Source organism: Arthrospiribacter ruber, from assembly GCF_019343195.1.
GTDB lineage: Bacteria > Bacteroidota > Bacteroidia > Cytophagales > Cyclobacteriaceae > Arthrospiribacter > Arthrospiribacter ruber.
The window spans coordinates 32,781-59,268 of sequence record NZ_RPHB01000006.1; the positions used below are offsets into that span (position 1 = coordinate 32,781).

Consider the following 26,488-nt stretch of genomic DNA (forward strand, 5'->3'; position numbering starts at 1 on the left):
ATTTTAATCCAATATAGTCAATATGTACAATTTACAGCATCCTGAACTGTCCTGCTATTTGAATGAAAAAGCCGATTTTTATGAATTTAATGAGGTAATTGCGCTTCCATTTTGGAGCGGAGGCATCATGACTTACTTTTGGAGAAACATTTATGACTCTCGATGCACAGAATTCTACTGCTGTTCTTTCCGTTGATTTTTGCTGTTACCTCAATTTTGCCTGCTCAATCAAATGAGCCATATGTGATATTGATTTCTCTCGATGGCTATAGGTATGACTACTCAGAAAGGTTTCAGCCTGAAAATATCAGCAAACTGATATCATCAGGAACTGCAGCACAGGCACTCATTCCCTCATTTCCCACCAAGACATTCCCCAACCATTACACAATAGCGACGGGAATGAAGCCTGAAAACCACGGATTGGTCAACAATTCCTTTTTTGAACCTGAAAAAGACCAAACCTATTCAATCCGAGACAGAAGTATTGTAGAAGATGGATATTGGTATGGTGGCACACCTCTGTGGGTCTTGGCTGAGCAAAATGGCATTAAAGCAGCGAGCTACTACTTTGTGGGCAGTGAAGCTCCTGTCAGTGGCGTCCATCCCAGTTATTACTACACTTATGACGCCAGTATACCAAACCTGACCAGAATCAGCAAAGTATTCGAATGGTTAATGCTGCCAGAAGATGAAAGACCAAGACTCATTTCCATGTATTTTTCTGACATGGACGACATCGGCCATAGGTATGGACCTGATAATGACGAAGAATTGGGAAAAAGACTCTTGAAGTTGGACAGAGAGTTAGGTGCCCTTTTTGAAGGGTTAAAAAGCCTGGAATTGGATGTAAATATCTTCATCGTGTCTGACCATGGCATGACCAATGTACCAAGGGAAAACCTTTTGGACCTTGATCAGCTTACAGATGGCATCAATGCAAAAGTGGTAAACAACGGAGCACTGGCTCACCTTTATGTTGACAACCCGTTAGAAATAGAAGAAATTTATCTGAAGCTCAATACACGTGAGGGTCCATTTAAAATAAGTAAGGTGCAGGATCAGGAGTACTATAAAAATACCACTACCTACAAAAACAGGCTGGGAGATATTCTGATATTACCTGATCTGGGCTTTTACCTGGCCACCGCACAGGATATGGTCAAATACCAAAACCGGTCTGCCATGTTCAAAACGAATATTTTTGGGGAGCATGGATACAGCCCCCGATATAAGGAGATGCATGGTATCTTTTATGCAAATGGTCCAAAAATCAAAAAAGGAAAAGAAATTCCCGCATTCGAGAACTTTCATGTATATCCATTGATTTGTAAAATATTAGATCTACCTATTCCAAATGATATTGATGGTGATTTAGATGTTCTGGAAAGTATTTTAGAAAATGTACAAGATTAGAAAAGACATAGTACATAGGGATGATGTAAGTCTTCTCGTGAGGAGTTTTTATGCCAAAGTAAGGAGGCATGAAACTTTGGGACCTATTTTCAACGGAAAAATTGAGGACTGGGACTCTCACCTGGAGCGCCTGACTGATTTTTGGGAAATGGTCATCCTTAATTCAGGTCCAGGCGCTGGAAAATTCAATCCTGTCCCCGTACATAAAGAAGTAGACAGGTTTACGCAAAACAGCATCACTCAGGCCCATTTCGGAAATTGGCTTGAGCTATGGTTCAGCACACTGGACACTTATTTTTATGGAACAAACACGGATTTTGCCAAAGAACACGCAAGAAGGATGGCCCATATCCTATTTTTTAGGATAATGGAAGGTAGAGGGGCAAAAGTTTGATAAAATTATAACATGATTATCAGGTTTCTTGCCAGTAGAACCTAAATAGTGGAATAAACCTATGATTTCAAACCAGTCCCGATAAACCGGGACAAGTTATCAATGAATATCCATTAGTATCGGATTGATCAAGGCTCTCATTTAAACTAGTTTGTGGTCTAATTGCAGATACACATAAAAGACAAGTTAAACCCCTATCAACTTGAAGTGGTAATCTTGATTTTCCTTTTTCTGAAGGCTGATTTCTTTTCTTAAATGATAGACCGATTCCAAAAGCCTGGCATTTTCCAGCCCACCTGCGTCCACTCCTTTGAAACCTATGGCAGCAATTAGCCTGGCTACAGTCTTTTTTTCAGGAATGTCAGGTCCACAAAAATAAGTTTCTTTAACCAACCCCATAGGATCTGAGTTGGGATAATCCAATCCCAGGTTATTGAATGCCTTAAAAAGGCTGGCAGCTCCTGCGACATCATTTAAACGACAAGTGTTGCATTCCTGCGCTTTGGTATACTCTGCATTGGTGCAGTCAATGAGTATTTTGCCCTTCAAATCCTGCTTTCCAAGTTCTTCGGAAACTTGTGAAAGATAAGAGTTTTCGCAGCAAATCATCAATAGATCAGTTTCTGAAATAACTGTTTGAAAATTGTTTATTTTTCCAGGCGTCATGTGGAGGATTTTCCATTCAATTCCTCTTGCCTCAAAATTTTTTCTGACTCCGTATCGGACAACATTAGCTCTTGAAGATAAAGTCTCTCCAAGATATAAGGCCAATCTAGTGCCTCCTATTATTCCTATTTCCATAAAATTGAAAATTTGGGTAATGGAAAAACTGCCAGTTTTGTAATGAAAGTTTGAAGGGGTGAGTGGCAGATTTACCAAAATTATTCTTGGAAGTTAAAGTATAATAATCAACTATGCAAAATTTTCTTCGTTAAGTTTCTGTAAACCAATTTTTTAGATCTAGTATCAAAAGTTAACATTTTAAATCCATCTATTTTCAAATTGAATAATCCTACCTGAAAATAGGATTTATTACCAGTTTCAGAAACTTAAAAATCAGTTTTTCTACAGAAAAATTACCTCTTACAACACTGGAAAATTAAAGCTTTGAAGCAAAGTCTTTAGACACTTACCCTATCCTTTCCTCAGTAATATCATCAAAGGATTGGTCTTTCTATTGATAAAAGCATGATAAGATGCCGAAATAGCCAAAATTCCCGCAAATGCAAAAGCCACATAAGCTACTGAATTTTCATTATCAAGTTGTTTTGAAGCAATAGCGACAAAAGCCCACACTCCTACCCCAGCCGCTTCCCGCATATTTCTTGAAAAAGTCAAAAACAGATAGATCCCAGTTGCTATACCTAAAATCAAAACGGTCCAGAATACCTCATTTTCGAAAAATCCCAACTGATAAAGAAAAACCGAACTGTTGACTACTGAGGCGACAACGATCCATCCAGTATAAATGCAGATTGGCCACCATACAAAGGCAATGATATCCAATGGCGCATCCCAGATTTCAAGCTTAAGCCTAAAGACCAATACCATCAGACAGCCCAGCAAGGCAAAAATAACAAGTACAGAAGTACCTATCATTTCAGAAGTCCACACAATGATCCAGAGTCCATTAAAAATATTTGACAGGCCAAACCATACAGAGGAAGGCAACAATGACCTTTCTCCCTGACCTTTAAAATAAGTAATCCATTGGTAAACCAAAAACCCAAAAAGTAAGAAGTAAATCAAAGCCCAAATGGAAAAGGCATATCCGGCTGGAGTTATAAGCGTGTCATATTGCCTACTGATCTCACCTACCGATTGTCTATCTCCCACACCGGCACCATACAGGTAATTTAAATAAAGGGTTAAAGCAAATGTAAGGGTATTGAAAATCAACAGGGAAATATTCTTCATAAGTGTAATGCTTTAAGGTATAAATGAAAAATGCTTTGAATTGTTTGAACAAAATAGTTTGGTTAAAGGGATTTAGATTTAGTGAACCGTTTCGTAAAGACCTAATGCTTTTTTAAAAAACCAGGACCATAAAAAAGATTTTTGATCCAAACTCTGCTTTTTTTTAATAAATTATAAAAAAATTAAAGCATGAAAAATACCATTTATTTGTCATTGTTTTTCACCTTCATTTTCACCGCCAATAGTCCGGAGTCATGGGGCCAATCCAATAAAGTGATTTTTCAAAATGTAAGGATTGTGGATGTCCAAAGTGGAAAGCTAGGCGAACCAACAAGCGTAAGCGTAGAAGGAAACAAAATACAATCCATAAACACCGGCATCACCAACACATCAGATGCACTTGTCATAGATGGTTCGGGAAAAACACTTATGCCAGGCCTGATAGATGTACATGTCCATATGGCATTTGGAGCACTGACCATGCGGGAAATGATGTCACCAATGCTTTCTGAAGGAGTGATCATGGAGAAGGTTGGCGGCAATGCAGAAAGGATGCTGATGCGAGGCTTTACCTCTGTAAGAGATGCGGGCGGCCCTATCTTTCCTTTGAAAATGGGAATAGATGCGGGTAAACTGACAGGTCCAAGAATTTGGCCCTCGGGAGCTACGATTTCGCAGACAGCCGGACATGGAGACTTCAGAACGCCCGACGAAAAGTCGAGAAGGTTCTTCGGTGAGCCTTCAAGGGCTGAACGTTTCAATGCTACTTTTATTGCAGATGGGCGTGATGAAGTTTTGACAGCAACAAGAGAAAACCTGCGCTTTGGTGCCAGTCAGATCAAGCTGATGGCAGGTGGGGGGACTTCTTCTGCTTACGATCCTGTAGATGTGACCCAATATACCTTTGATGAAATGCGGGCTGCTGTCGAGGCAGCGGAGGATTGGGGGACCTACGTGATGGTACATGCCTACACACCTAGAGCCGTGCAGAGGGCTATCAAAGCTGGTGTCAAATGCGTGGAACATGGACAGATGCTGGATCAGAAGACTTTAAGATTGATGAAAAGAAAAGGGGTGTGGTTGAGTACACAAAACCTTGTGGAGAGTACGCCTGACATGGATCCACAAAGAGTAGAAAAACGTAAGCCTGTGATTGAAGGACAGGCGCAACTTTGGCCTATGGCCAAAAAGATGAAATTGAAGATCGCTTGGGGGACAGATTTTTTGTTCGAACCAGAGCTGAACGAACAGCAGAACTCCTATATTCTACGCCTTCAGCAGTGGTTCAGTAATGCCGAGATTCTCAAGATGGTCACAGCTGACAATGCTGAGTTGCTACAGCTTTCGGGGCTAAGAAGTCCCTATCCCGGCAAATTGGGTGTGGTGGAAGAAGGTGCATTGGCAGATTTGATTTTAGTGGATGGTGACCCTTTGGCTGACCTTTCATTGATTGCCAATCCTGCCGAAAAGTTTGTGGTGATTATGAAGGATGGGAAGATTTATAAAAATTTGGTGGAGTAAGCGGCTGGTATATTTCCTTCACTGCTAATGTTGTAAATTCTCGAATACTTCGGTAAGATCAAGTTCAAAACCAGCTACAGCATTGGACTTTACTATGTCACCTATGGTAAATAGTCGTGAAGCTATATACTTTTCATTGACCAAGGTGTAGATCAACAAAGTACATTCATTGGGATGAATTACCCAGTATTCTTTCACGCCTGATTCTTCGTACACTTCATATTTATTTTGAAGTTCTTTTTTGTTGTTTCCCGGAGATAGGATCTCTACGACTAGGTCGGGTGCGCCGATACATCCTAGTTCATCTAATTTATCAGGATCACATACCACGCAGATATCTGGCTGAACAACCGTATCAATGTCTTCGTGTTTTTTTGACTTCACAGGGAGCCTTACATCGAAAGGAGCAGCAAAAACTTCACATTTATTCCCCTTTAAAAAATTAAAAAGCTCATTCGATATTTTTAAAGATAACCTCTGATGGTTGACTCTAGGAGCTGCTGCCTGTTTGAACACCTTACCTTTGATCAACTCGACCATTTCTTCCATCTGCCAAGTCAGGTAATCCGCATAGGTATAGTGGCCATACGCCGAGGCTGGCTCTTCTACTCTGTTTTTTAAATCATCCTTTTCCATAAAATAAATTTACTCGTTTTGAAACAGAAATGAAAGACTCTAATTCCCAGTCCCTATTTCTCTCAATGTTTCAAGACTTTGTCTTGGACCTGTTACTACGACAGTCTTCAGACTGTGGTTTCTAATAATCCATTCGCCGCGGCGAATTGAATCACTCCACCTTAGTGCTTACTCCACCAAAATCACATCTATTAATCTATCAGGAAGCACTGCATAATTTGCAGCACTGCTGTACAGATATTCTTCAGGCGAAAGTACGATTCCCGCTTCTACTGGGTTATAGTGGATATAGTTTAGACACCTTAGTAGCTTGTTATTAGTGTTCAGTTCTATAGGATGACTGTGTTGCTGCCATACTTGAAAGCTTTTATTGTTGGGGTTGAATTTACCTGCTTTACTAAAATGCCAGAGCAAAAAATCTTTTCTGCTTTCCTAGGAATTCATTTGGATTTCTTCGATGATTTTTACTGAAGTGAATTTCTTGATATCTCTTATGATTCCTTCCAGAGGTTGTTCGCCACTTCTACCGGTAATAAAGTGTGCATGGGAAGACATAATGCAATAAGCACATAGATCTAAACCTTTGTTCTGCTGACAGTAACGCAATGAATCTATTAAAATGTCTCTGTAAACCCGTCATGTGAATAAATCTATCCATTCAACGATAGTAAAAGTCACAAAGTAAAGTTTTTCCTGATCTCTGATTTTGTATTTTCTGCTCATGGATAAAAGTTTTGATTGAAAAATGTAAATTAATTTCGTTCTTTCTACTTAGATAATCAATGGTGTTAGTTGATTTTTTTAGGGATTGGTTCAAGACTTAGTCTTGGACCAACTTTACGACAGTCTTCAGACTGTCCCTGTGCAGTCTGAAGACTGCAATAGTCATGGTTCAAGCCTTCAGACTTGAACCAAGCACGGCTTGAACCAATTATCCACATTTCAATCACCCGCATTCCAATACGCCATCCTTTCGCAACGCTCCACCTCAATGCTATAAAAATCAAATTCCTGTGTCACCTTACCTCGGATCAGGTAGATACCACGGCCTTTGAAGGGGTGTTTTTTGACCACAGGAGGAAAATGTACGGTGTCTATCCAGTCTCCCTCCCGGTCGACAAAGGTGCCGAAGTTCATCACATCGCCCTTCACCGTACGGGTGTATTTGATCGTAACGAGATAACCGATAATCTGTACTTGTTTGCCCAAGTACTGCTTCAAATCCCTTGCCTTGATGCTAGGTACCGTCTGATCCTTGACCAGATGAAAAGGAGAGTCTAAAGGAAACTCCAGGATATCGATCTGATCTACGATCTCTTGCCTCAGATCAGCCTCCTCAAGCTCAGGAACCTCCAATTCCCGAAATCCGGCCTGTCGGAAGAGCTCGTTGCCTGTAGCTACCGACTTGCGCTTGTTCAGGATAAAGTGCGCCTCCCAAAGCAATTCCTGCTTGCTCTTGCCCGTAAAGCGAAAACAACCAATGCGGATCAGAATCAGGGCTTGCTCCAAGCTGATGTCTACCCTAGCGATAAAGTCTGACAAGCCCGCAAACAAACCATTGGTTCTCCTCTCGCTGAGAATTTTTTCAATGCTGGCTTTTTCCAAATATTTCAGATGAACAAAACCAAGGTATACAGTTTTCCCTTTGATATTCGTCAGATGATCGCTCTCGTTGATATGCGGAGCCTGGATATCTGCCCCGTTCATGCGAAGTTCGTGGATGTAGAATTCCGTATGGTAAAATCCCCCGAAGTTATTGATCACCCCCACCATAAACTCCAGCGGGAAGTAGGCTTTCAGGTACAGACTCTGATAACTCTCCACTGCAAAGGATGCAGAATGTCCCTTGGCAAAAGAATAGCCCGCAAAACTCTCAATCTGATACCAGACTTCTTTGGTGATTTTCGGGTCTCTTCCCAATTTTTCACAATTCAGAAAAAACTGATCTTTTACCCGCTGGAATTCATCTTTGGAGCGGGACTTCCCGCTCATGCCCCGTCGCAGAATATCTGCTTCCGATAGGCTGAGTTGGGCAAAGTAATGCGCCACCTTGATCACGTCCTCCTGATAGACCATGATGCCATAGGTCTCGGGCATGATGTCCATCATCACGGGATGGGCTTGCTTGCGCCGCTCTTCATTCACATGTCTCAGGATGTATTCCCGCATCATTCCTGAGCGGGCCACTCCAGGACGGATGATAGAGCTAGCGGCAACAAGCTCAAGATACTCTTCCGCTTTCATCTTGGCCAGCAGCATGCGCATGGCCGGAGACTCTACGTAAAAGGCCCCAATGGTGTGTCCTGTTCGGAGCAGTTCCTTGATTTTGGGGTCTTTCTTGAATTGCTCTACCTGTCGGATATCAACTTGTATCCCTTGATTCTGATAGATGATCTCTAAGCTGCTTTTGATGTGGCCAAGTCCACGTTGGGATAAAATATCAAACTTATGCAGCCCGATATCCTCCGCTGTATGCATATCAATATGTGCTAGTGGAAATCCCTTCGGGGGCATTTCAGTGGCAGTATAGTAATGAATGGGTTTGTGGGAAATCAATATCCCGCAGGCATGGATGGTCAGGTGTGAAGGCATCCCGTGCAATACCTGACTGTACTTGAGAATCAGCTTCCCGTATTGATCGGGAATATGATTAGGCTTGTCGGCATGGTAGATCAGCGATTCGATCTCAGTTTTGGGCAATCCAAATACTTTCCCCAATTCCCGCAACATGGAATTGGCCTGAAAGGTGCTGTAAGAGCCTAGCAATGCCACATGCTCTTGCCCTTCCTTGTTGTATTTTTCAAAAATGTACTTCGTTACTTCATCCCGGTCTGTCCAGCTGAAGTCGATATCGAAGTCTGGCGGATTTTCCCGATACAAGTTGATAAAGCGCTCAAAATACAAGTCCAGCTCAATGGGGTCCACGTCTGTGATACCCAGGCAGTAAGCCACGATGCTATTGGCACCACTGCCACGGCCTACATGGTAGTAGTTACGTTGCTGGGCAAAGCTGACGATATCATAATTGATCAGAAAGTAGGAGACAAAGCCCTTCTGTTGGATAAGCTCCAGTTCTTTTTCCAGCCGCTTGCTGATTTCCTGCGTGAGATCTGGATAGCGATTGATTGCACCTTTGAAAGTTTCCTGTCTCAGGTAATCAAAATCCTCCCAGTCTGAGCCCAAGATGTCCCGCTTGTTTTTGACTGCTTGGAAATAGAAGGAAAATTGGCAGGCTTCCAGCAAGCGCTGAGAATTGTACAAGAGATAGCTATGACCTTCGCAGCGCGCCACCATATCCGCATAGGAATAGAGTTGATCGCTGATGTCTCCCTGTTCCTCAAGTTCGAGCTTGCTGAGCAGGGTGTTTTTGTCCACTGCCCGCAGGAGGCGATGGGCATTGAAGCCAATCTTGGAAGAGAAGCTGACAGGTTGTAGCAGTACCAGTTTATCCTTGTACCGGTACCAAGGGGACTTGAGCAGGCGATTGAGCTGGTAGGGATGGATGCCGATGAATTCATTTTCCCGTAGGGAGAATACTTTTTCCCTAAATGGATACACGACAAAGCTATGTTGAAAAGCAGGAGCTTGAGTGTCAAACTCTAGCCCTTTGGTCCGTCTATGGGAAAGGTGGCGATTGAGTTCGTAGAAGCCTTCCTGATTTTTGGCCAGTCCTATATACTGCTGCTTGACCCCATTGCGGAAGTCAATCCCAATTACAGGATGTATGCCATTCTTCTGTGCTTCACGGATAAACGGGAACACCCCAGCCACAGAGTTGATATCTGTCAAGGCCAGCGCATCCAGTTTTTTGCTTTTGGCCTCGAAGACCAGTTCTTCGATCGAGAGCGTGCCGTATTTGAAGCTGTAGTAAGAGTGGCAATTGATAAACATATACTTGGTGAAATATGCCTCCCCTTGGTCAGGGAAATAATTGGATATATACTGCGTGACATAAGCGAAGCGATATATCTTGGTATTTTCTACAAATGTTAATAAAATTAACATTTATATGTTTATAATTTAAACAAAAAGGATTTCAAAAGTCAAAGGGAACCGGGAAAATCTTTTTGAGGTCAACAAAACCGAAAAAATAAATGTTTTTTTTCGATTACAATCGAATAATTACATAATTATTTTCGATTACAATCGAAAAAATGCATATTTTTGTAAGTAATTAGATTGGAAATGATCAAGAGAATCTTAGAAGGAGAACTTAAAAGCCGGCTAAATCAAGGGAAAGTTTTGCTGGTGACTGGGCCTAGGCAGGTTGGGAAGACTACATTACTTAGGCAGTTGATAGAACGAGAGAAATTGAATGCATTATGGCTCAATTGCGATAACCCAGATGATAGGTCAGATTTGCAGGAGGTCACAATCACTCAACTCAAAGCTCTGGTAGGAAATCATGCTTTGGTCATCATTGATGAAGCTCAGCGGGTAAAGAACATAGGACTGACGCTTAAGCTTATTGCGGATGGAATGCCCCATGTGCAAGTGATAGCTTCTGGTTCATCTGCCTTGGATCTGGCAAATGAGATCAAAGAGCCACTTACAGGACGGAAAAGAGAGTTGAGCTTATATCCTATTTCTAGCGAGGAAATGATTACTTACAGTTCAGAGAGGGAAGAGAAAAGGATGTTGCATACTAGGCTGGTCTATGGATTTTATCCTGAAGTAGTCAAGAACCCAGCGGAAGCAGAAGAGATTCTCGAAGAACTCACTAATAGCTATTTATATAAAGATATTCTGACCTTGGATCAGGTGCGTAAGCCAGTCATTTTGCAGAAATTATTGCTTGCTTTAGCTTTGCAATTAGGGTCTGAGGTAACATTTAATGAATTGGGGAATACTGTTGGTATTGATAAGGAAACTGCCGAAAAATACATAGACCTGCTTGAGAAGAGTTATGTTATTTTCAAGTTGAACTCCTTTAGTCGTAATATGCGAAGGGAAATCAAAAAAGGGAAGAAAATTTATTTCTGGGACAATGGAATCCGAAATGCGATCATCAATAATTTCAATTCATTGTCCTTGAGGAATGATGTTGGAGCACTCTGGGAAAATTTCATTATTTCTGAACGTATGAAGTTTTTGCATTACAATAAGATCAAATCGAATATTTACTTTTGGAGAACCACCACAGGAATGGAGATGGATTGGCTGGAAGAGAGGGGAGGTATCATCCATGCTTTTGAGGCCAAATGGAATCCCAAAAGGAGGGCTTCACTTCCGAAGAGTTTCATAGAAGCATATCCCGGTACAGTGCACCAAGTCGTCAGCCCGGAAAACTACATGAACTTTCTTTTGTGATTCACCAAAAGTACGTTTAGCTTTACTTTTTGGCCATGGAAAACTGGATAGAATACCTAAACGACATAGTAGCATACGAAATCAGATGGAATATCTTCAAAACCATCCTGATAATCCTTGTTTTGTGGTTGATCAAAAAAGGAGCTTACCAGCTTATAGGCATAGGAAAAGACACCGATATGAAAAAGGTGTACCATTGGCGGAAAACCGTACAGTACACTCTGGTATTCATAGGGCTTTTGCTTGTAGGCAACATCTGGATCAGCAACTTCCAATCAATTACTACCTTCCTCGGGCTTCTTTCAGCGGGCATAGCCATCGCTTTGAAAGATATTTTTGTCAACATTGCCGGGTGGATTTTTATTTATTGGCGAAAACCCTTTGACGTGGGTGACAGAATTCAGATAGGTGAGCATAAAGGAGACGTGGTAGACCTTAGGTTATTTCAGTTTTCTCTTTTGGAAGTAGGCAATTGGGTTGATGCGGAGCAAAGCACAGGCAGAATTATTCATGTCCCTAACGGAAAAGTTTTTTCTGACCCTCAGGCCAATTACTCCCAAGGATTTGATTATATCTGGAATGAACAGCATCTGTACATAAGCCTTGACTCGAATCATAAAAAAGCCCAATCCCTGCTCAAAAGTATCATGACCGGATTATGCCAGGCAGATTTCAAAAACATTGAAAGGGCCATTATGAAAGCTCATAAAGAACATTTTATTTCCTTCAGCCAATACACCCCTACAGTATATCTCAAAATCCAGGAACGGGGCATCCAACTTTCGCTCCGCTATCTTTGTCATCCCAGAAAAAGGCGCGTCCTGGAGCATCAAATAGCTGAGGCAGTTTTGGAAAAATTCAGAATGGAAAAAGACATCAAAATCGTATATCCTATCACTTCTGTATACCTGGAAAAAGGTCTGGAATAAGCAAGCCCCCGAAACCGAAGTTCCTGGGGGCCCCGTCGAGGGAAGTATTTTCCCTCAATCAATGATGGTCATGTTGTGCATATTGGCAACTCACATTAGGATTGAAAGGGAAGTACATACCGGAAGGATTGGCTTTCCATATCCAAACATGTAGCTGGTAATGTGGTAATGGAGGCCCGCCCATATCAGGCTGAAACCTTAACACAGGCTCATTATTTTCATCCAAAACCTCATTACCGTGTTCATCAAGTACAGGAACCATCTGTCCTCTGCGGTGATTGTCAAATGGCACATCTCCGAGCATAGGTGGATCCAAAGTATCTACTTCATCCCCAAATAACGGTGTAGAAGGAATAATATATTCCACACCCACAAGTTTTAGCTTGCCATTTGGCATTGGTTCGTATAGCAAGACTTCTGGCGTGAGCGGATCAAATTCAGACATGATCAGTCCCATATTTGCTGCATGATGCCCCATCCCTCCCAACAGAGGGTGTTCTACGCAATGATCCAGCATATATCCATCATTTACCGCTGTTTCAAACTTTTGATACTTGACTGTAGCCTGCCGGATCTGGGCAAGCAATCGGTTTTGGTTCGAAGGATTTTGCCTAAGAAATTGTCCTATTTCATCGTTTTCCCATAGAAAAACACCCTCCTGAATTTCAGTGAGATCTTCTTCAATATTGTCAAAGGAGTCCTCAATGAAACTTTCCGAACATGCTGTCCATATGAACAGGCCAGTCAACATAATTGACACCTGATAAATCTTATTTTTAAATTTTCTCATGACTAGGTATTTGTTGTTTTGATAATCAGTAAAAAACTACTTCAATAACATCCTGTACATGGATGTACCTTAATCAAAAACCCATTTTCTCTCAACGGGTACAATTCTTAACATGAGGCCTGCATGTGTAGCTAAAGAAGAAAATCGACTTCATCATTTAAGCTGTATAAAGCTCAGTATTCAAAAAAAAAATTGCTTCACCCGATCGGGTGATTTTATCCTAAACCAGAAAAATCAATATAGTTTATGCATTCTTAAGATAGGAGAAAGAGACATTCCTCCTGGATTAAGGCCTGGCTTGCCTTCAGGCACCTCTATTCCCAAAGTCCCAAAGTACTCTTCCCAAATACTGAATAGCATCCCTGTCTCAGGGTCAACATAGGTCATCGGTTGCGGCTCAAAGACATCCACGCCATCATTGGCCTTTTTGAATGCAAAGTGAATCAACTCCGAACAATAATAGGCATCGTTTTCAAAATCAAATTCATGATCATACGGTTTCCCGATCTTGGTCTTTGCTTCAAGGATTGCATCAGGTATCAAATACCGGTAATCATCCTTTAATCTTCCTAACATGACCTTCGGACTGCCTTTTTCATCCACATACCTTTCCAAAAACTCACTTAGCAGTGTTTGACTCACTCCTTGACCAATAGCCTCAAGTACATACCACTGGTCATTTTCCATCATGAGCAATCCATTATGTGTGAAATTTTCTCCCTCGTACCCATTGGTCACTTTCCGGATAGCTTCGCAAAAATCACCACAATTCCCATCCTGAAAGAGAATATCCCCCTCCTGCCATTCAAAATCAACCTGGGCAGTAGAATTAAAATAAATTAGAAATAAAAGTAATATAAGCCTGCACATCTCTAAAAACTAAACAACCATAAAGAAGAAAATCAAAGCCACTCCAAGTACCAATATCATTTTTTTGGCTTTCTCCTTGGTCTTATCACTAATCTTTCTTTTTCTTAATACCAACACCGCTATGCTCAATCCAAAAAATTGCAGGGCTATCCCAACTCCATTCAAAGGCCCCATTGGAGCGTCCAATAAACCCAAATTGATATTGACCAATGCCAAAAGACACAATACTATTCCTGTAATCCCGAAAATAAAAGAACGCTGCAAAAGCAGGCCTTCATCCTTATCCATCCAATTCATCTTCTCTATTTTTTGCTTTTTCTTTCTTTGAAATATGCCGAGACAGCCTCCCTACCCAAAGCATTAAATGTCATATCCCTGGTGAGTCCCCCTTTTCTTCCGACTATCACTCCATACTTCATGTCCGCATATCCTTCCATTTCATGGGCATCAGGATTGAGGGAGAGCATTACATTTTTTTCAAGGGCATATTGTATCCATCTCCAATCCAGATCCAACCTCCACGGATTGGAATTGATTTCTATCACGACCTTGTTGGCAGCACAGGCGTCAATGATTGCTTTATGGTCTATCGGGTAGCCCTCTCGCCTCAACAAGAGCCTGCCTGTGGGATGTCCAAGAATGGTAGTATAGGGGTTTTCTATCGCTTTGAGCAGACGGGCAGTAGCCTTCTTCCTGTCCATACTCAGCCCTGAATGAATGGATGCAACCACAAAATCAAAACCTGACAACACTTCATCAGGATAATCCAGGCTTCCATCGGTAAGGATATCACTTTCTATACCTTTAAAAATTTTAAATGGAGACAACTCTTCATTCAGTTGATCTATTTCTTCCCATTGTTTCCGGACTTTTTCGATTTCAAGTCCACCAGCATAAGAAGCGGTCCTACTATGATCAGATATTCCAAGATATTCATATCCCTCAGCCTTGCAAAACTCCGCCATTTGTCTGAGGGTATGCTTACCGTCACTGTAAGTGGAATGGTTGTGCAAAATTCCTTTCAAATCTTTATCTGTCACTAGATCCTGAAGCTTCTCTTCTTTAGCTAAATCAAATTCTATAAATCCTTCTCTTAATTCCTCCGGAATCCAGGGCAACCCCATACTGGCATATACTTCTTGCTCTGTTTTGAATACTTCTGAACTCTTCAACCTCTCCGCAAGTGTCTGATTATCCTTGACAGGGTAAAGCAGGTGCGCCTTACTACCTGTTCTGATCATTTTCTCCATTAGAAATTTATCCTCTGAAGCAAAATGAATCAACAGATTCACCTCAGGATCAGATGCCTTCCCCCTCCACTTAAATGGGCTTGATGTTTTTTGATCCTTTTCCAATCCCTCCAGTTCTGAAAGTGCTCCTATTACATTCCCATGGTGATCCGTCTGGATGAGCCACTCCACTGTTTCAATGATTTCAATCTTTCGGGCAAATTCACCTACCGGAACGACATCTTTTACCCCTTCAATGTCCTTAATTTTTCCGGTAAGCTCCATCATGAACATTTCAATATCTGCATACAGCCATTTGCCCATATTTGCTGCCCGGAATTCCAAAGCCTGAATGATGCTTTCCTGAGTCTTTTCTCCAAACCCTTTGACTTTTGCTACCTGACCTGCCCGACAAGCTTCCATCAACTCGTGGGTGGATGTGATCCCCATTTCCTCCCATAATACTTTCACTTTTTTTGGACCAAGACCTTTGATTTCGAGAATTTCCAAAATCCCCGCAGGAGTTTTGGACATCAATTCCTCCAAATATTCACTTCCACCTGTAGTCCCAAGAGAATAAATCACCTCTGCAATACTTTTTCCTACACCATTGATTTTTTGCAGTTCTTCCAAACTCTTGTTTTCTATGGTAATGTCATCACCACGGTCTATCGCATTGACTGCGGATTGGTAGCTTCTGATTTTAAAAGTGTTTTCATCATGTAACTCCATGAGTTTTATGATGAGCTTGAGATGACGGAGTATGCTTTTTTGATCCAAAACTTTCTATCGATTGATGTACTTACAGGACAAATGTCATCAATAATTGTTTTAAATTAAAATCTTAAAAACTATCTTATGCCAGACTTCTAATCTAAGTACTATGAATTACTGGCTAGTCAAATCAGAACCTGAAGAATACAGCTACAAAGACCTCGAAGCGGCCCAAGATACCATTTGGGACGGTATCAGAAATTACCAGGCAAGAAATTACCTCAAAGAAATGAAAATCGGAGATCAGGTATTATATTATCATTCCGGTAAAGAAAAATCCATTGTCGGCCTGGCCGAAGTCAGTGAAGAAGCGTTTCCTGACAAGAAAGACACCGACGGCAAAGGCTGGGTCGCTGTAAGGATAAAGGCAAAAGCAGTACTGAAAAACCCACTAAGTCTCGAAAAAATCAAAGAAGACCCTATGTTAAGCGAACTACCTCTCTTGAAACAACCTAGGCTGTCCGTAATGCCAGTTGCGAAGGATGCTTTCGACCTTATCATCAAAACCTGCTCATGAAAACCCTTTTCCTTTCCCTCGCTTTTGCCTTCACTCTAACGCTTTTAGAAGCGCAGGTAATGTTTGTGGAAAGGTTTGAGTTTGAGTCCAAATATCAGGAAAAAGACTTCATGGTCATGAATAAGCCTGGTGGTATTATTGCTTTCAGGGCCCAGCCAGATAAAGGCTTCAACCTGCGCTCCAAGCTTCAGATTATCCTTACCGATTACCTTTTGGAGTCGGAGCGATTATCTGAAGTACGGATCAAAGACAATTTTGACCTGGTAGGTTATGACCTTGAAGGAGATTTTTTTATACCCTTTTCCAAAAAGGCTCCACAGCTACATCAGAAAGGTATCTGGTAGAAATCAACCTGAATACGGAAGAAGCCAAAGAAATTTCACTGGAGTATGTACATGCCATGGATCTTCAGGAGTTTTTTGTTCTCAATAGAAAAGCGGTTTTTTTGGGGATTTCTGAAATGCGCCCTTTGGTACAGGTTTTTGACACGGAGAGCAAGGACCTTATAACGGTGCAAGGAGTGTATTCCAAAGACACCAAAGTACTTCAGATCAGAAAAGACAGCGAGTTGGGCCTGATAGATATTCTGGTAAGCAAAAGAGACAGATTTAAAGAAAAACAGCTGACAGTATTCAGCTTTGATGAAGAAGGGAATAAAATCCGGGAAATAAACATTTCAAACCCCAGTCCTCGTGAAAAAGAATTCACCGAAGGTCTGCTCACCCCCTATTTCGAATATCAGCAAAGCATTATCGGTACTTTTGGTCGGAGAAGGAGAGAAGCATATATAGGATTTTACCTTACGGACATCAATGAATTCGGGGAGTACAACACCAAACTGTACACCATGGAAGATTTTCCGAATTTCTATAATTACCTAAAAGATAGGCCTAGGGAAAGAAAGCTTAGAGAAATTGAAAAAAAACTCCATCAGGGCAAAACTCCCTACATTAATGATGTACTGACCACCCGAGAAGTGATCCCTATGGAAAATGGTTTTCTTTTGCACAATGACCACTTCAATGCTACCAATCCCAGGTATATCCCTAGAGACGGAGTATATGCAAATGATGCCTACCGCTTCTTTCCAAACAGAACCCTTCTCCACGGCCCTCTTAACGGCTTCCATTACAACCCCATGATGTATGGCAACAGGTATCCTTATTCTACCTGGCAGCAGAATGGTTCCTATAGATTCCTTTCTTCTTATTTTATTTTCATCGACCGGGAAGGCCAAGTGATATGGGACAATGCTTTCAACCTGGACAACAAAACTGTAGATTATCCAGGCAAATTTGGTGAAGTAGCCTACGATGGACAAAGACTGCACTACCTTTTTCTCGATGAAGGCAAAATCAAAATGAGCTATATGAAAAATGGTGAGGTGATTTTTGAAAATATCCCTTTCGAACTGGAACTTATCAATGAAAGCGAAAGGATCAGAGATACGCAGGACAATAGCCTAAGTCTCAACTGGTGGTATGATGACTATTTTTTACTTTCAGGTAAACAAAGAATCAGATTTTTGAACGAGCAGGGCAGAGAAGAAAACAGGGAAGTATTTTTTATGACCAAAATCAAAGTAGACGGGGATCAGTATGTCCCGGAGGAGGGAGACTAAAATAAAAAACAAATCCCTGAAGTATTTTTTGGAATTTAAGGATACCAATACCTCCTCCCCTTCCTACTTCTTCAATAATGTTTATATTTGCATCCAAAGCAAAGCCATGCAAAAACGACTTGTACTGGATCAACAGCAAATAGACATTATCCTTAAGCGCTTTTGCCATCAGTTGATCGAAAATCACGACAATTTCGAAAATACTGTATTTTTAGGATTACAGCCTAGAGGACCTATCGTTTTAGACAAAATCACTAGCCTTCTGGAAGAAATTTCCGGAAAAAAAGTCCCTTTTGGTTACTTGGATGCTACTTTTCACCGGGATGATTTCAGACGTAGGGATCTCCCGCTCAAAGCCAATGAAACCAGGATAGAATTTCTCATAGAAGGCAAAAAAGTCATTCTTATTGATGATGTATTGTATAAAGGACGCTCAGTAAGGGCAGCCTTGGATGCCATGATAGCATTTGGCAGACCGCAAAAGGTAGAACTCATGGTGCTGGTAGACCGGAAATACACCAGAGATTACCCTATCATGCCGGATTATTACGGGATCAAAGTCAATACACTCGAAAGCCAATATGTATCTGTAGAATGGGCCCAAAACGGGTTCAGCCAAGACGCCATCTGGATCACTGAAAAAGCATAAAGACACACATGTCACAACTCAGCAGCAGACACCTCTTAGGAATCAAAGACATCAGCCCGGAAGACATTCAGCTGATTTTCGAAACAGCCGATAATTTCAAAGATGTCCTAAATAGACCCATCAAAAAAGTCCCCTCTCTCAGAGACATCACTATAGCCAATATTTTTTTCGAAAACTCCACCCGTACTAAGCTTTCCTTCGAACTGGCAGAAAAAAGGCTCTCTGCAGATGTGGTCAACTTCTCTTCCAGCAACAGCTCAGTAAAGAAAGGGGAAACCCTGATTGATACCGTCAATAACATCCTTTCCATGAAAGTGGATATGGTGGTCATGAGACACAGCAGCCCTGGTGCACCGCATTTTTTATCCAGAAACATCAAAGCCAATATCGTCAATGCAGGAGACGGTACCCACGAACACCCCACTCAGGCACTCTTGGATGCTTTTTCGATCAGAGAAAAACTGGGAGATGTGGCCGGGAAAAAAGTAGCCATCATCGGTGACATTTTACATTCTAGAGTAGCCCTATCCAATATCTTCTGTCTCCAGAAACTCGGCGCTGAAGTGATGGTATGCGGACCGGTTACTTTATTACCCAAGTACATAGACACTTTAGGAGTGAAAGTAGAGCATGATGTACAAAAAGCACTCGAATGGTGTGATGTGGCCAATATTCTAAGAATTCAATTGGAAAGACAGCAGATCAAGTATTTTCCTTCTTTGAGGGAATACTCCCTTTACTATGGAGTCAACAGAAAAATGTTGGATAGACTGAACAAGGAAATTGTCATCATGCACCCTGGACCTATCAATAGAGGAGTGGAACTAAACTCTGACGTCGCTGACTCCGAACATTCCATCATTCTCCATCAAGTAGAAAACGGCGTGGCTGTAAGAATGGCTGTATTGTACCTTCTGGCGGGGGTAAAATAAGCACAATAAAAAGGGCTACCGATTTGGAAGCCCTTTTTTTAGGGCTTCTTGGAAAATTCCTCCGGAATTAGAAAGTAGGATTGAAACTAAATTCTACTTTCTTTTTTTATGTATTTGGCCCTTGACCCAGGAGTCAATTTCAGGTTGAAAAAGTACAATTAACGGTCTGGTACTGTATGAAAATGACCTGGATTTTCCGTATGGGCACACCTATCCCATAAAGTTGCTTTTTGGATGCTTTTCTAGGCTGCTTTTTGCTTCGGTGGACTTTCTTTGGCTTTCCTTCTTTTAGCGATCAGAACAGCGTTGGCCGTCATAATACCAAAAAATATCATCAGCTTCTCCCTCTTTTCCCCTTTGACTTTGATTTTACCCAGACCGTAAAAGTTTTTGTTTGTTCCAAAAACACCTTCCATAACAGTGGCCCTCTGTTTGGATATTTCCGAGCTCAGGGTTTTTTCAGCTTTGCTTAGTTTTTTAGGGCCTTTTTTGGGGAAGCAGGTAAAGATCTTTTTCCCAGTGCAGAATACACGGTTTTTGTTGGTAGCATAGATCCTGTCAGCTCCAAGCTGTTTTGCAGGACCGAAAAACCTTTTATGTTTGGCTACCGACAGCTTAAGCCTGGTACACTCGTTGAAGGCATTGAAATCCAGTTTGTCAATAAAAGTTAGGCCATCAACCTGAAGAATGTGGGCTTTGGCGCCGAACTCCACAGGCTTTTTTTCTTTCCCTCTTACTATTGGCCGTAGATATGGTTTATGGAGTGATACAATTCTATCCTTCAGTTTTGAAGGAGGATTATCCAGTAAAAACTCCTGTTGCTGACATACTTTCTTTATCACACCGAATCTTGCAAAATCTTTCAGGTCAAGTCCTGCCCCTTTGTTTTTATCCAGAATATCCTGCAGCTGACCGATCCCTTTATTAAGAAGATAGACAAGTGCTTTTCTTCTTCTCAGCGTTTCCTTAAAGCTGTTCTTCCTTTTTCTGGAATATGACATCTGGGCCAGTTTCTGCTCCCTGAACTTGGATCTTGGTCTTTTGATACCATATTCTGAACAAATACTGAATAACTGACTCTCAAAAACCCATTCACAGCACTCCCAAAGAAGTTTTACATCGGTTGGGAAACGAATATAAGATTCATAGCAGGTGGCATCCATCAGCAGAACATGGCTGTTGCTGACATCATATTTCCAGTGGTTGATCAGGATCTCCTGAAGCTTTTCCCATTCACAGTGGCTTTCTATATATGCCCTTATACGGGTCATTATAGTCATGTCTTTTATCTGCTGGTCTTCGGCCAGTACTTTACCGCAGAAATACTGAAGTGACCAATCCGTATTGAAACGTTCCAGCAATTGCCTGTCACTGATATTAAAGTAGGCCTTCAAAAACATGAGTGCAAACATACCCTTGGAACCGAACCAGCTTGGGGCACCCCTGCCCACCCGTTCGTCCGGAAGACAGTCGATAAGTTCGTCCCAGGGAATGCTGTCATGGATTCTGCCTAACAAAGAATTCTTGAAAAAGTTATATTTTGGAGAATATCCTTCGAAATTTTTGAAAAGAGAAAGTTGCGCCATATCTTCAGATGTATTTTATTCTGCAACCTTAAAATACAAAAAAGAAAACCCCGAAAAAAGCTTAAAACAGCCGATTTCGGGGTTTTTGTGTTATGTTTTTATTAATTATTTAATTGAATATCAGTTGGTTGTGCTTTTAACAAGAAGCCCTTTTTATTCCTGCTCTTAATATAATATGTCTTAGCTGTGCAGCCTCAAAGAAACATTGCCCCTACTACAATCAGCAGTTTTCTGCACTTTTTTCTTTATAAAATATACTGGGACAAATCCCTGTTTTGAACAAGAGTGCTCAACCTTTCCTGTACCATTTCTTTGGTAATCATGATCTTGGAATTTGGCTCTATGGTATCCGGTACATCAAAGAGGAAGTCATTTAGCAAATGGCTCATGACCGTATGCAACCTTCTCGCCCCGATATTTTCTACTTCTTCATTGATCTTGAATGCCAGTTTGGCGATTTCTCTAATTGACTCGTCATTAAATTCCAGATAAACCTCTTCAGCCTCAAAAAGCGCCTGATACTGCTTGGTCAGGGCATTTTTAGGTTCTTTCAGAATTCTGTAAAAATCCTCTTCGGTCAAGCTGCTCAACTCCACCCTGATCGGGAACCTGCCCTGAAGCTCCGGAATTAGGTCTGAAGGCTTGCTGACGTGAAAAGCTCCAGCAGCTATAAATAGCACATGGTCGGTATTGATGATACCATACTTGGTATTGACCGCACTTCCTTCAACAATCGGGAGTAGATCTCGCTGCACACCTTCCCTACTTACGTCCGGGCCACCACTGCCCTTACCACTTTTGGAAGCAATCTTATCTATTTCATCGATGAATATGATACCGTTGTTTTCAGCAAGCTTTATGGCTTCTTCCTTAACCTCATCAAAGTCTATCAGCTTGGAAGCTTCTTCCTCCATCAGTACTTTCCTTGCTTCGGCAATGGTAAGTTTTCTTTTCTTGGTTCTCTTGGGCATCATACCGGAAATCATGTCCTGAATACCTGCCATGGAGGCATCGTCCATCATCCCATTACCGATCATGCCTATTCCTACCGGAGGACTTTGCTTGACATTGATTTCGATTTTGCGGTCTTCAAGTTCACCGTTTTTCAGTTTCTCCCTAAACCTATCCCGGGTTCTTTCATTAAGCTCATCTTCGGAAGCACTTTCAGGATTGAAATCCTGAACTCCCTGTGCGGCAGTAGGCTTCATAAACCCAGGAGATTTTACAGGTGGGATGAGAATATCCAATATGGCTTCTTCTACTGCTTCTGCTGCTTTTTCTTTAACCTGCTCGTTTTTCTGCTCTCTGACAAGATGTACTGATTGCTCTACCAGATCTCTCACCATACTTTCCACATCGCGTCCTACATACCCGACTTCTGTGAATTTCGATGCTTCTACTTTAGTAAATGGTGCATTGGCCACTTTGGCGAGTCTTCTTGCAATTTCAGTTTTACCGACACCTGTAGAACCTATCATAAGAATGTTATTGGGAACGATATCCTTCTGGATATCGGAATTCACATTCATTCTTCTGATCCTGTTTCTTAAGGCAATAGCCACATTCCTTTTGGCATCATGCTGCCCAATGATATATTTATCCAGTTCGCCTACTATCTGACGAGGCGTTAGGTGATTGATATCGTTTCTCATTTTCTATTCATGGTTAAAATGTTCTCCATTCATTGATTGCAGTGGAAATCCCAAATACATTGGAACCTCCTGGTATATTGTAAAACATCCTTGCGTAGGATAGTTCGAATCTTTTCACTTTAAATGCAAAGCCACCTGAAAACCCTCCTGCTCCGGCACCTGCTGCAGTTTCAAACTCTTTTCTGATAAGATGGTTGTAACCCAATCTCAAACTTAGGTGATCACTTGGCAAAATTTCCACACCGAAAACTGCCCTTCTGAAAACCTTATCCGCTGTACTTATTTGTGTTTGCCCGCTTATTGAGCTCGGAATATAAAAATCCACTTCTCTCGATTGCAGATTTCTCAAAGTCAAGTGAAACCTAAATGGGGCGTGCTCAGGCTTAAAGCTTCCTCCTACCCTGAGGTCTGAAGGCAACTGCAACTGGTGTCCTTCCAGGTAGGAACTGAGGCCAAAACCAACATTTCTTGCATTGATTCCCAAAACCAGATCCATCTCTGGATGATGGTAATTGATTCCAAAATCAAAAACCAAAGCATAGGCTTGATAACTCTCCAAAGCCGAACCCAAAAGCTTGAGGTTGGCTCCATACCTGAACACAGGTGTGCCTTGACTGTAGCCCAAAGAAAAGGCAAACTCATTTGCCCCAAACTCTCCCAAAGGCATCCCTATGGCATCATATCCCTGAAAACTTCCATAATCCATATATTGAAGTCCCAGTCCCCACACCCCGCCGGAAGCTCCGCTGAAAGTATATCCAATTGTCGCACTCTGAATTCCACCGGGAAAATTGAGGTAGTGAAACGAAGGTATGTTTGCTACAGAACTGTCCAATAGTGCAGGAGAAGCCAAAAACATCAATGGGTCACTGCCCGCAGTGATATTCACTCCTCCCAGTGCTGCCAATTTTGCCTGGCTTGGATTGTCTATGAAATTGAAAGCTGACTTGGAAGTCTGCCCATAAAGTGACCCAATCAAAAAGTACAGCCCTCCCAGACATAGTATCTGGAAGAGGCTGCCTGATTTCATAGTCTTTTTATGATTAGACCTCAACTTCTTGTTTTTAGTCGGCTGACACCGCAATTTTGGAATCCTTTGGAAAATAGAACTCCATAGGATTATCCACTTTGGATTTGAGCAAGGCCAAATCAAGAACTTCTTCCACCTTGTCCACAAAATGGAAGTTGATCCCTTTCAGGTATTCTTCGTCGATTTCTTCAATGTCCCTCTTATTCCTTTCACAAAGAATGATTTCTTTGATACCTGATCTTTTTGCAGCCAATATTTTTTCTTTGATACCACCGACGGGCATTACTTTCCCCCTCAAAGTGATTTCACCTGTCATGGCTATCTTGGATTTTACTTTCCTCTGGGTAAAAAGAGAAGCCATAGCAGTCAGCATCGTGATGCCTGCGGATGGTCCGTCTTTTGGCACTGCTCCGGCAGGCACGTGGACATGCAGGTCATAATGGTCAAAGATCCTATAATCGATACCAAGCTGATCAGATTTTGACTTGAGGTATGACAGTGCTGTCACTGCCGACTCTTTCATCACTTCACCCAATTGGCCTGAAAGGGTAAGCTTACCTTTGCCCCTGCTTAGCGAAGTCTCGATAAATAGAATTTCTCCACCTACCGAAGTCCAGGCCAGCCCTGTCACTACTCCTGCTATACTATTGTCTTGGTATATTTCTTTATCAAACATTTCACTACCTAGAATCCTTCGGACAGCTTCAGCAGTGATTTTTTTACTGTACTCTTCCTCCATTGCAATGGATTTGGCTACATTCCTAATCACCTTACCAATGGCTCTTTCCAAGCTCCTGACACCTGATTCCCGGGTATAGTGCTCGATAATCTTGACCAATGCCGCTTTGTCAAAAGCCACGTCCTTTGCTTTGAGCCCATGCTCTTTTCTTTGCTTGGGCACTAGGTGCTTTTTGGCTATTTCCAGTTTTTCTTCCATGGTGTAGCCTGTCACCTCAATGATTTCCATCCTATCCCTTAATGCAGGCTGAATGGAATCCAGTGAATTGGCTGTGGCGATAAACAAGACTTTGGAAAGGTCATATTCCACCTCAAGGTAATTGTCCACGAAGGTGCTGTTTTGTTCGGGGTCCAGCACTTCCAAAAATGCAGATGAAGGATCACCTCTAAAATCAGAACTCAGCTTATCAATTTCGTCCAACACATATACGGGATTGGAAGTCTTGATTTTTTTCATGTTCTGAATGATCTTACCCGGCATTGCCCCAACATAGGTTTTCCTATGCCCACGGATTTCGGCTTCATCATGTACGCCCCCCAGAGACATCCTGACATACTTTCTTCCCAAAGCTTTTGCAATTGACTTGCCTAACGAGGTTTTACCAACTCCCGGAGGGCCATAAAGGCATAAAATAGGCCCCTTGAGGTCATTTTTCAACTTCAGTACAGCCAAATATTCTATGATTCTTTCTTTGACTTTTTCAAGTCCATGATGATCTTTGTCGAGGATTACCTTGGCTCTTTTCAGGTCAAAATTATCTTTGGTAAACTCGTTCCAAGGAAGTTCTACCAATGTTTCTGCGTAATTGAGCGCTATGGGATATTCAGCCGCCGATGGGTTGATTCTGAGAATTTTATCCAGCTCTTTACTGAAATGTTTGGCTACTTCAGCGGGCCAGTTTTTCTTCATCCCCTTGGCGCGCAGTTCTTCAACTTCCTTTTCGGGACCCTCTTCTCCAAGTTCCGTTTGCAGGACTTTCATCTGCTGCCTGAGGAAGTAGTCTCTTTGCTGCTGATCAATATCGGTATGCACCTTTTTTTGGATTTCAGACTTCAGCTCAAGCATCTGAATGTCTTTCATCATAAATTCAAGCAGCAATGTAGCCCTTTCTACGCCATCATTGATTTCGAGAAGCTTTTGTTTGGCTTCTACGGGAGCGTTGATATTAGAAGAAAGGAAATGTGTCAAAAACGAGGTACTGTCAATGTTATCCAAAGCCACCTGTGCTTCTCTTGGAATTTCAGGATTGAGGTGGAGTATCTTGGCTGCTGCATCTTTGAGGGACTCTTCGAGCGCCTTTATTTTTCTGCTGTTTTTGGGGAAATTTTCCTCTAGATATTCCACATTGGCGGTGAAGTATGGATCTTCACTGATGGGGTTGGTTATCTGAAACCTTTTTTTCCCTTGGATGATAATAGTGGTATTGCCATCAGGCAGTACGATCATCTTTATGATCTTGGCTACTGTACCTACGTGGTAAATATCATCCCAGGATGGGTCATCGTTTTGAGGATTGATCTGTGCGCAAACACCGATCATTTTATCCCCTTTCTGGGCTTTTTTGACCAAACGAATGGAACGCTGACGCCCAACAGTAATAGGAATCACCACACCAGGAAACAATACTGTATTACGGACTGATAAAATCGGTATCTCATCGGAAAAAACTTCCTTTTGACCTGAATTTTCCTCCTCATCATCTGTAATGAGCTGGATCAGATCTCCCTCTCCTGCAAACTCCCCTACCATAAGCGATTGATATAAGTTATTTTCAAATTTGTTCATAAAGGACAATATGACAGTATAACTGTCACAATTTGTGTAAAATAAAGAAGAACCCTCAAAATACGAAGGTTCTCCCATTAAATTCAATGTATATGCCAATGTTTAATATTGTACAAATTGACAGATTTAAAATAACCTGTCCATTTTTTGAATTTTAATTCCCCCGCCAGATCAATTCAAATTAAAGTGTA

Annotated in this window: 23 protein-coding genes; 10 read left to right on the forward strand and 13 right to left on the reverse strand. The window is 41.6% G+C overall.

Annotated elements, in window-relative coordinates:
• The first annotated feature begins 162 nt into the window (after nucleotides 1–162).
• Together EGN73_RS12905 and EGN73_RS12910 are read left to right on the forward strand one after the other, a co-directional pair.
• The gene (locus EGN73_RS12905; RefSeq protein ID WP_219290471.1) at nucleotides 163–1,416 is read left to right on the forward strand and encodes an alkaline phosphatase family protein; all 1,254 of its coding nucleotides are present in this window, start codon (nucleotides 163–165) and stop codon (nucleotides 1,414–1,416) included.
• Complete coding sequence (locus tag EGN73_RS12910) at nucleotides 1,403–1,810, forward strand: group III truncated hemoglobin (protein ID WP_219290474.1); 408 nt, start codon at nucleotides 1,403–1,405, stop codon at nucleotides 1,808–1,810. The genes EGN73_RS12905 and EGN73_RS12910 overlap by 14 nt, the downstream gene beginning before the upstream one ends.
• A gap of 186 nt (nucleotides 1,811–1,996) precedes the next feature.
• On the opposite strand, the gene EGN73_RS12915 is transcribed toward EGN73_RS12910, so the two are convergent.
• A complete protein-coding gene (locus EGN73_RS12915; RefSeq protein WP_219290476.1) occupies nucleotides 1,997–2,611 on the reverse strand; it encodes an NADPH-dependent F420 reductase in 615 nt (204 codons plus the stop codon).
• 333 nt (nucleotides 2,612–2,944) lie between these two features.
• A complete protein-coding gene (locus EGN73_RS12920; RefSeq protein WP_219290478.1) occupies nucleotides 2,945–3,727 on the reverse strand; it encodes a hypothetical protein in 783 nt (260 codons plus the stop codon).
• A 189-nt stretch (nucleotides 3,728–3,916) separates the two neighbouring features.
• Here EGN73_RS12920 and EGN73_RS12925 point away from each other — a divergent pair, with 189 nt between their 5' ends.
• The gene (locus EGN73_RS12925) at nucleotides 3,917–5,248 is read left to right on the forward strand and encodes a metal-dependent hydrolase family protein (RefSeq protein ID WP_219290480.1); all 1,332 of its coding nucleotides are present in this window, start codon (nucleotides 3,917–3,919) and stop codon (nucleotides 5,246–5,248) included.
• A 24-nt stretch (nucleotides 5,249–5,272) separates the two neighbouring features.
• Here the strand turns inward: EGN73_RS12925 and EGN73_RS12930 are convergent, their stop codons facing one another.
• From EGN73_RS12930 to EGN73_RS12940, 3 genes are all read right to left on the reverse strand, one after another.
• Nucleotides 5,273–5,884 carry a Uma2 family endonuclease gene (locus EGN73_RS12930; RefSeq protein WP_219290482.1) on the reverse strand — a complete coding sequence of 204 codons (612 nt, stop codon included), beginning with the start codon at nucleotides 5,882–5,884 and terminating at the stop codon, nucleotides 5,273–5,275.
• Between the two features lie 168 nt (nucleotides 5,885–6,052).
• Complete coding sequence (locus EGN73_RS22520) at nucleotides 6,053–6,298, reverse strand: hypothetical protein (protein WP_246611578.1); 246 nt, start codon at nucleotides 6,296–6,298, stop codon at nucleotides 6,053–6,055.
• 528 nt (nucleotides 6,299–6,826) lie between these two features.
• Nucleotides 6,827–9,775: a DNA polymerase III subunit alpha gene (locus EGN73_RS12940; RefSeq protein WP_219291352.1), complete on the reverse strand. Its 2,949-nt coding sequence runs from the start codon at nucleotides 9,773–9,775 to the stop codon at nucleotides 6,827–6,829.
• Between the two features lie 294 nt (nucleotides 9,776–10,069).
• On the opposite strand from EGN73_RS12940, the gene EGN73_RS12945 reads away from it, so the two are divergent.
• Together EGN73_RS12945 and EGN73_RS12950 are read left to right on the forward strand one after the other, a co-directional pair.
• Nucleotides 10,070–11,194 (forward strand): ATP-binding protein, encoded by a 1,125-nt coding sequence (locus EGN73_RS12945; RefSeq protein WP_219290484.1) that lies wholly within the window; start codon nucleotides 10,070–10,072, stop codon nucleotides 11,192–11,194.
• Nucleotides 11,195–11,229: 35 nt separating this feature from the next.
• A complete protein-coding gene (locus tag EGN73_RS12950; RefSeq protein WP_219290486.1) occupies nucleotides 11,230–12,123 on the forward strand; it encodes a mechanosensitive ion channel family protein in 894 nt (297 codons plus the stop codon).
• A gap of 58 nt (nucleotides 12,124–12,181) precedes the next feature.
• Here EGN73_RS12950 and EGN73_RS12955 read toward each other — a convergent pair whose 3' ends face one another.
• From EGN73_RS12955 to polX, 4 genes are all read right to left on the reverse strand, one after another.
• Nucleotides 12,182–12,913, reverse strand: a complete 732-nt coding sequence (locus EGN73_RS12955) for a hypothetical protein (RefSeq protein ID WP_219290488.1) — start codon at nucleotides 12,911–12,913, stop codon at nucleotides 12,182–12,184.
• A 234-nt stretch (nucleotides 12,914–13,147) separates the two neighbouring features.
• A complete protein-coding gene (locus EGN73_RS12960) occupies nucleotides 13,148–13,783 on the reverse strand; it encodes a YiiX/YebB-like N1pC/P60 family cysteine hydrolase (RefSeq protein ID WP_219290491.1) in 636 nt (211 codons plus the stop codon).
• Between the two features lie 9 nt (nucleotides 13,784–13,792).
• Nucleotides 13,793–14,080 (reverse strand): hypothetical protein, encoded by a 288-nt coding sequence (locus EGN73_RS12965; protein ID WP_219290494.1) that lies wholly within the window; start codon nucleotides 14,078–14,080, stop codon nucleotides 13,793–13,795.
• Between the two features lie 5 nt (nucleotides 14,081–14,085).
• Nucleotides 14,086–15,792, reverse strand: a complete 1,707-nt coding sequence (polX, locus tag EGN73_RS12970; RefSeq protein WP_219290497.1) for a DNA polymerase/3'-5' exonuclease PolX — start codon at nucleotides 15,790–15,792, stop codon at nucleotides 14,086–14,088.
• Nucleotides 15,793–15,895: 103 nt separating this feature from the next.
• Here polX and EGN73_RS12975 point away from each other — a divergent pair, with 103 nt between their 5' ends.
• The 5 genes from EGN73_RS12975 to EGN73_RS12990 all read left to right on the forward strand — a co-directional run bounded on the left by EGN73_RS12975 (nucleotide 15,896) and on the right by EGN73_RS12990 (nucleotide 19,505).
• Nucleotides 15,896–16,303: an EVE domain-containing protein gene (locus tag EGN73_RS12975; RefSeq protein WP_219290500.1), complete on the forward strand. Its 408-nt coding sequence runs from the start codon at nucleotides 15,896–15,898 to the stop codon at nucleotides 16,301–16,303.
• Entirely contained in the window at nucleotides 16,300–16,647 is a 348-nt protein-coding gene (locus EGN73_RS22530; RefSeq protein ID WP_246611581.1) for a hypothetical protein, read from the forward strand. The genes EGN73_RS12975 and EGN73_RS22530 overlap by 4 nt, the downstream gene beginning before the upstream one ends.
• Before the next feature lie 56 nt (nucleotides 16,648–16,703).
• A complete protein-coding gene (locus EGN73_RS12980; protein ID WP_246611582.1) occupies nucleotides 16,704–17,924 on the forward strand; it encodes a transcriptional regulator in 1,221 nt (406 codons plus the stop codon).
• A gap of 106 nt (nucleotides 17,925–18,030) precedes the next feature.
• The gene (gene pyrR / locus EGN73_RS12985) at nucleotides 18,031–18,573 is read left to right on the forward strand and encodes a bifunctional pyr operon transcriptional regulator/uracil phosphoribosyltransferase PyrR (protein ID WP_219290503.1); all 543 of its coding nucleotides are present in this window, start codon (nucleotides 18,031–18,033) and stop codon (nucleotides 18,571–18,573) included.
• Between the two features lie 8 nt (nucleotides 18,574–18,581).
• A complete protein-coding gene (locus EGN73_RS12990) occupies nucleotides 18,582–19,505 on the forward strand; it encodes an aspartate carbamoyltransferase catalytic subunit (protein ID WP_219290506.1) in 924 nt (307 codons plus the stop codon).
• A 242-nt stretch (nucleotides 19,506–19,747) separates the two neighbouring features.
• Here EGN73_RS12990 and EGN73_RS12995 read toward each other — a convergent pair whose 3' ends face one another.
• The 4 genes from EGN73_RS12995 to lon all read right to left on the reverse strand — a co-directional run bounded on the left by EGN73_RS12995 (nucleotide 19,748) and on the right by lon (nucleotide 26,297).
• Complete coding sequence (locus EGN73_RS12995) at nucleotides 19,748–21,091, reverse strand: transposase (RefSeq protein ID WP_219290509.1); 1,344 nt, start codon at nucleotides 21,089–21,091, stop codon at nucleotides 19,748–19,750.
• A 245-nt stretch (nucleotides 21,092–21,336) separates the two neighbouring features.
• Nucleotides 21,337–22,743, reverse strand: coding sequence for an ATP-dependent protease ATPase subunit HslU (gene hslU, locus EGN73_RS13000; protein WP_219290512.1), 1,407 nt, complete (start codon nucleotides 22,741–22,743; stop codon nucleotides 21,337–21,339).
• A gap of 13 nt (nucleotides 22,744–22,756) precedes the next feature.
• Entirely contained in the window at nucleotides 22,757–23,773 is a 1,017-nt protein-coding gene (porQ, locus tag EGN73_RS13005; protein ID WP_219290515.1) for a type IX secretion system protein PorQ, read from the reverse strand.
• 34 nt (nucleotides 23,774–23,807) lie between these two features.
• Nucleotides 23,808–26,297, reverse strand: a complete 2,490-nt coding sequence (gene lon, locus EGN73_RS13010) for an endopeptidase La (protein WP_219290519.1) — start codon at nucleotides 26,295–26,297, stop codon at nucleotides 23,808–23,810.
• Nucleotides 26,298–26,488: the final 191 nt, after the last annotated feature.

What these genes read in the sequence shown, in the direction of transcription:
- EGN73_RS12905 (WP_219290471.1), top strand. Translation starts at nt 163, where the DNA reads ATGCACAGAATTCTACTGCTGTTCTTTCCGTTGATTTTTGCTGTTACC.
- EGN73_RS12910 (WP_219290474.1), top strand. Translation starts at nt 1,403, where the DNA reads ATGTACAAGATTAGAAAAGACATAGTACATAGGGATGATGTAAGTCTT.
- EGN73_RS12915 (WP_219290476.1), bottom strand. Translation starts at nt 2,611, where the DNA reads ATGGAAATAGGAATAATAGGAGGCACTAGATTGGCCTTATATCTTGGA.
- EGN73_RS12920 (WP_219290478.1), bottom strand. Translation starts at nt 3,727, where the DNA reads ATGAAGAATATTTCCCTGTTGATTTTCAATACCCTTACATTTGCTTTA.
- EGN73_RS12925 (WP_219290480.1), top strand. Translation starts at nt 3,917, where the DNA reads ATGAAAAATACCATTTATTTGTCATTGTTTTTCACCTTCATTTTCACC.
- EGN73_RS12930 (WP_219290482.1), bottom strand. Translation starts at nt 5,884, where the DNA reads ATGGAAAAGGATGATTTAAAAAACAGAGTAGAAGAGCCAGCCTCGGCG.
- EGN73_RS12940 (WP_219291352.1), bottom strand. Translation starts at nt 9,775, where the DNA reads ATGTTTATCAATTGCCACTCTTACTACAGCTTCAAATACGGCACGCTC.
- EGN73_RS12945 (WP_219290484.1), top strand. Translation starts at nt 10,070, where the DNA reads ATGATCAAGAGAATCTTAGAAGGAGAACTTAAAAGCCGGCTAAATCAA.
- EGN73_RS12950 (WP_219290486.1), top strand. Translation starts at nt 11,230, where the DNA reads ATGGAAAACTGGATAGAATACCTAAACGACATAGTAGCATACGAAATC.
- EGN73_RS12955 (WP_219290488.1), bottom strand. Translation starts at nt 12,913, where the DNA reads ATGAGAAAATTTAAAAATAAGATTTATCAGGTGTCAATTATGTTGACT.
- EGN73_RS12960 (WP_219290491.1), bottom strand. Translation starts at nt 13,783, where the DNA reads ATGTGCAGGCTTATATTACTTTTATTTCTAATTTATTTTAATTCTACT.
- EGN73_RS12965 (WP_219290494.1), bottom strand. Translation starts at nt 14,080, where the DNA reads ATGAATTGGATGGATAAGGATGAAGGCCTGCTTTTGCAGCGTTCTTTT.
- EGN73_RS12975 (WP_219290500.1), top strand. Translation starts at nt 15,896, where the DNA reads ATGAATTACTGGCTAGTCAAATCAGAACCTGAAGAATACAGCTACAAA.
- EGN73_RS22530 (WP_246611581.1), top strand. Translation starts at nt 16,300, where the DNA reads ATGAAAACCCTTTTCCTTTCCCTCGCTTTTGCCTTCACTCTAACGCTT.
- EGN73_RS12980 (WP_246611582.1), top strand. Translation starts at nt 16,704, where the DNA reads ATGGATCTTCAGGAGTTTTTTGTTCTCAATAGAAAAGCGGTTTTTTTG.
- pyrR (WP_219290503.1), top strand. Translation starts at nt 18,031, where the DNA reads ATGCAAAAACGACTTGTACTGGATCAACAGCAAATAGACATTATCCTT.
- EGN73_RS12990 (WP_219290506.1), top strand. Translation starts at nt 18,582, where the DNA reads ATGTCACAACTCAGCAGCAGACACCTCTTAGGAATCAAAGACATCAGC.
- EGN73_RS12995 (WP_219290509.1), bottom strand. Translation starts at nt 21,091, where the DNA reads ATGGCGCAACTTTCTCTTTTCAAAAATTTCGAAGGATATTCTCCAAAA.
- hslU (WP_219290512.1), bottom strand. Translation starts at nt 22,743, where the DNA reads ATGAGAAACGATATCAATCACCTAACGCCTCGTCAGATAGTAGGCGAA.
- porQ (WP_219290515.1), bottom strand. Translation starts at nt 23,773, where the DNA reads ATGAAATCAGGCAGCCTCTTCCAGATACTATGTCTGGGAGGGCTGTAC.
- lon (WP_219290519.1), bottom strand. Translation starts at nt 26,297, where the DNA reads ATGAACAAATTTGAAAATAACTTATATCAATCGCTTATGGTAGGGGAG.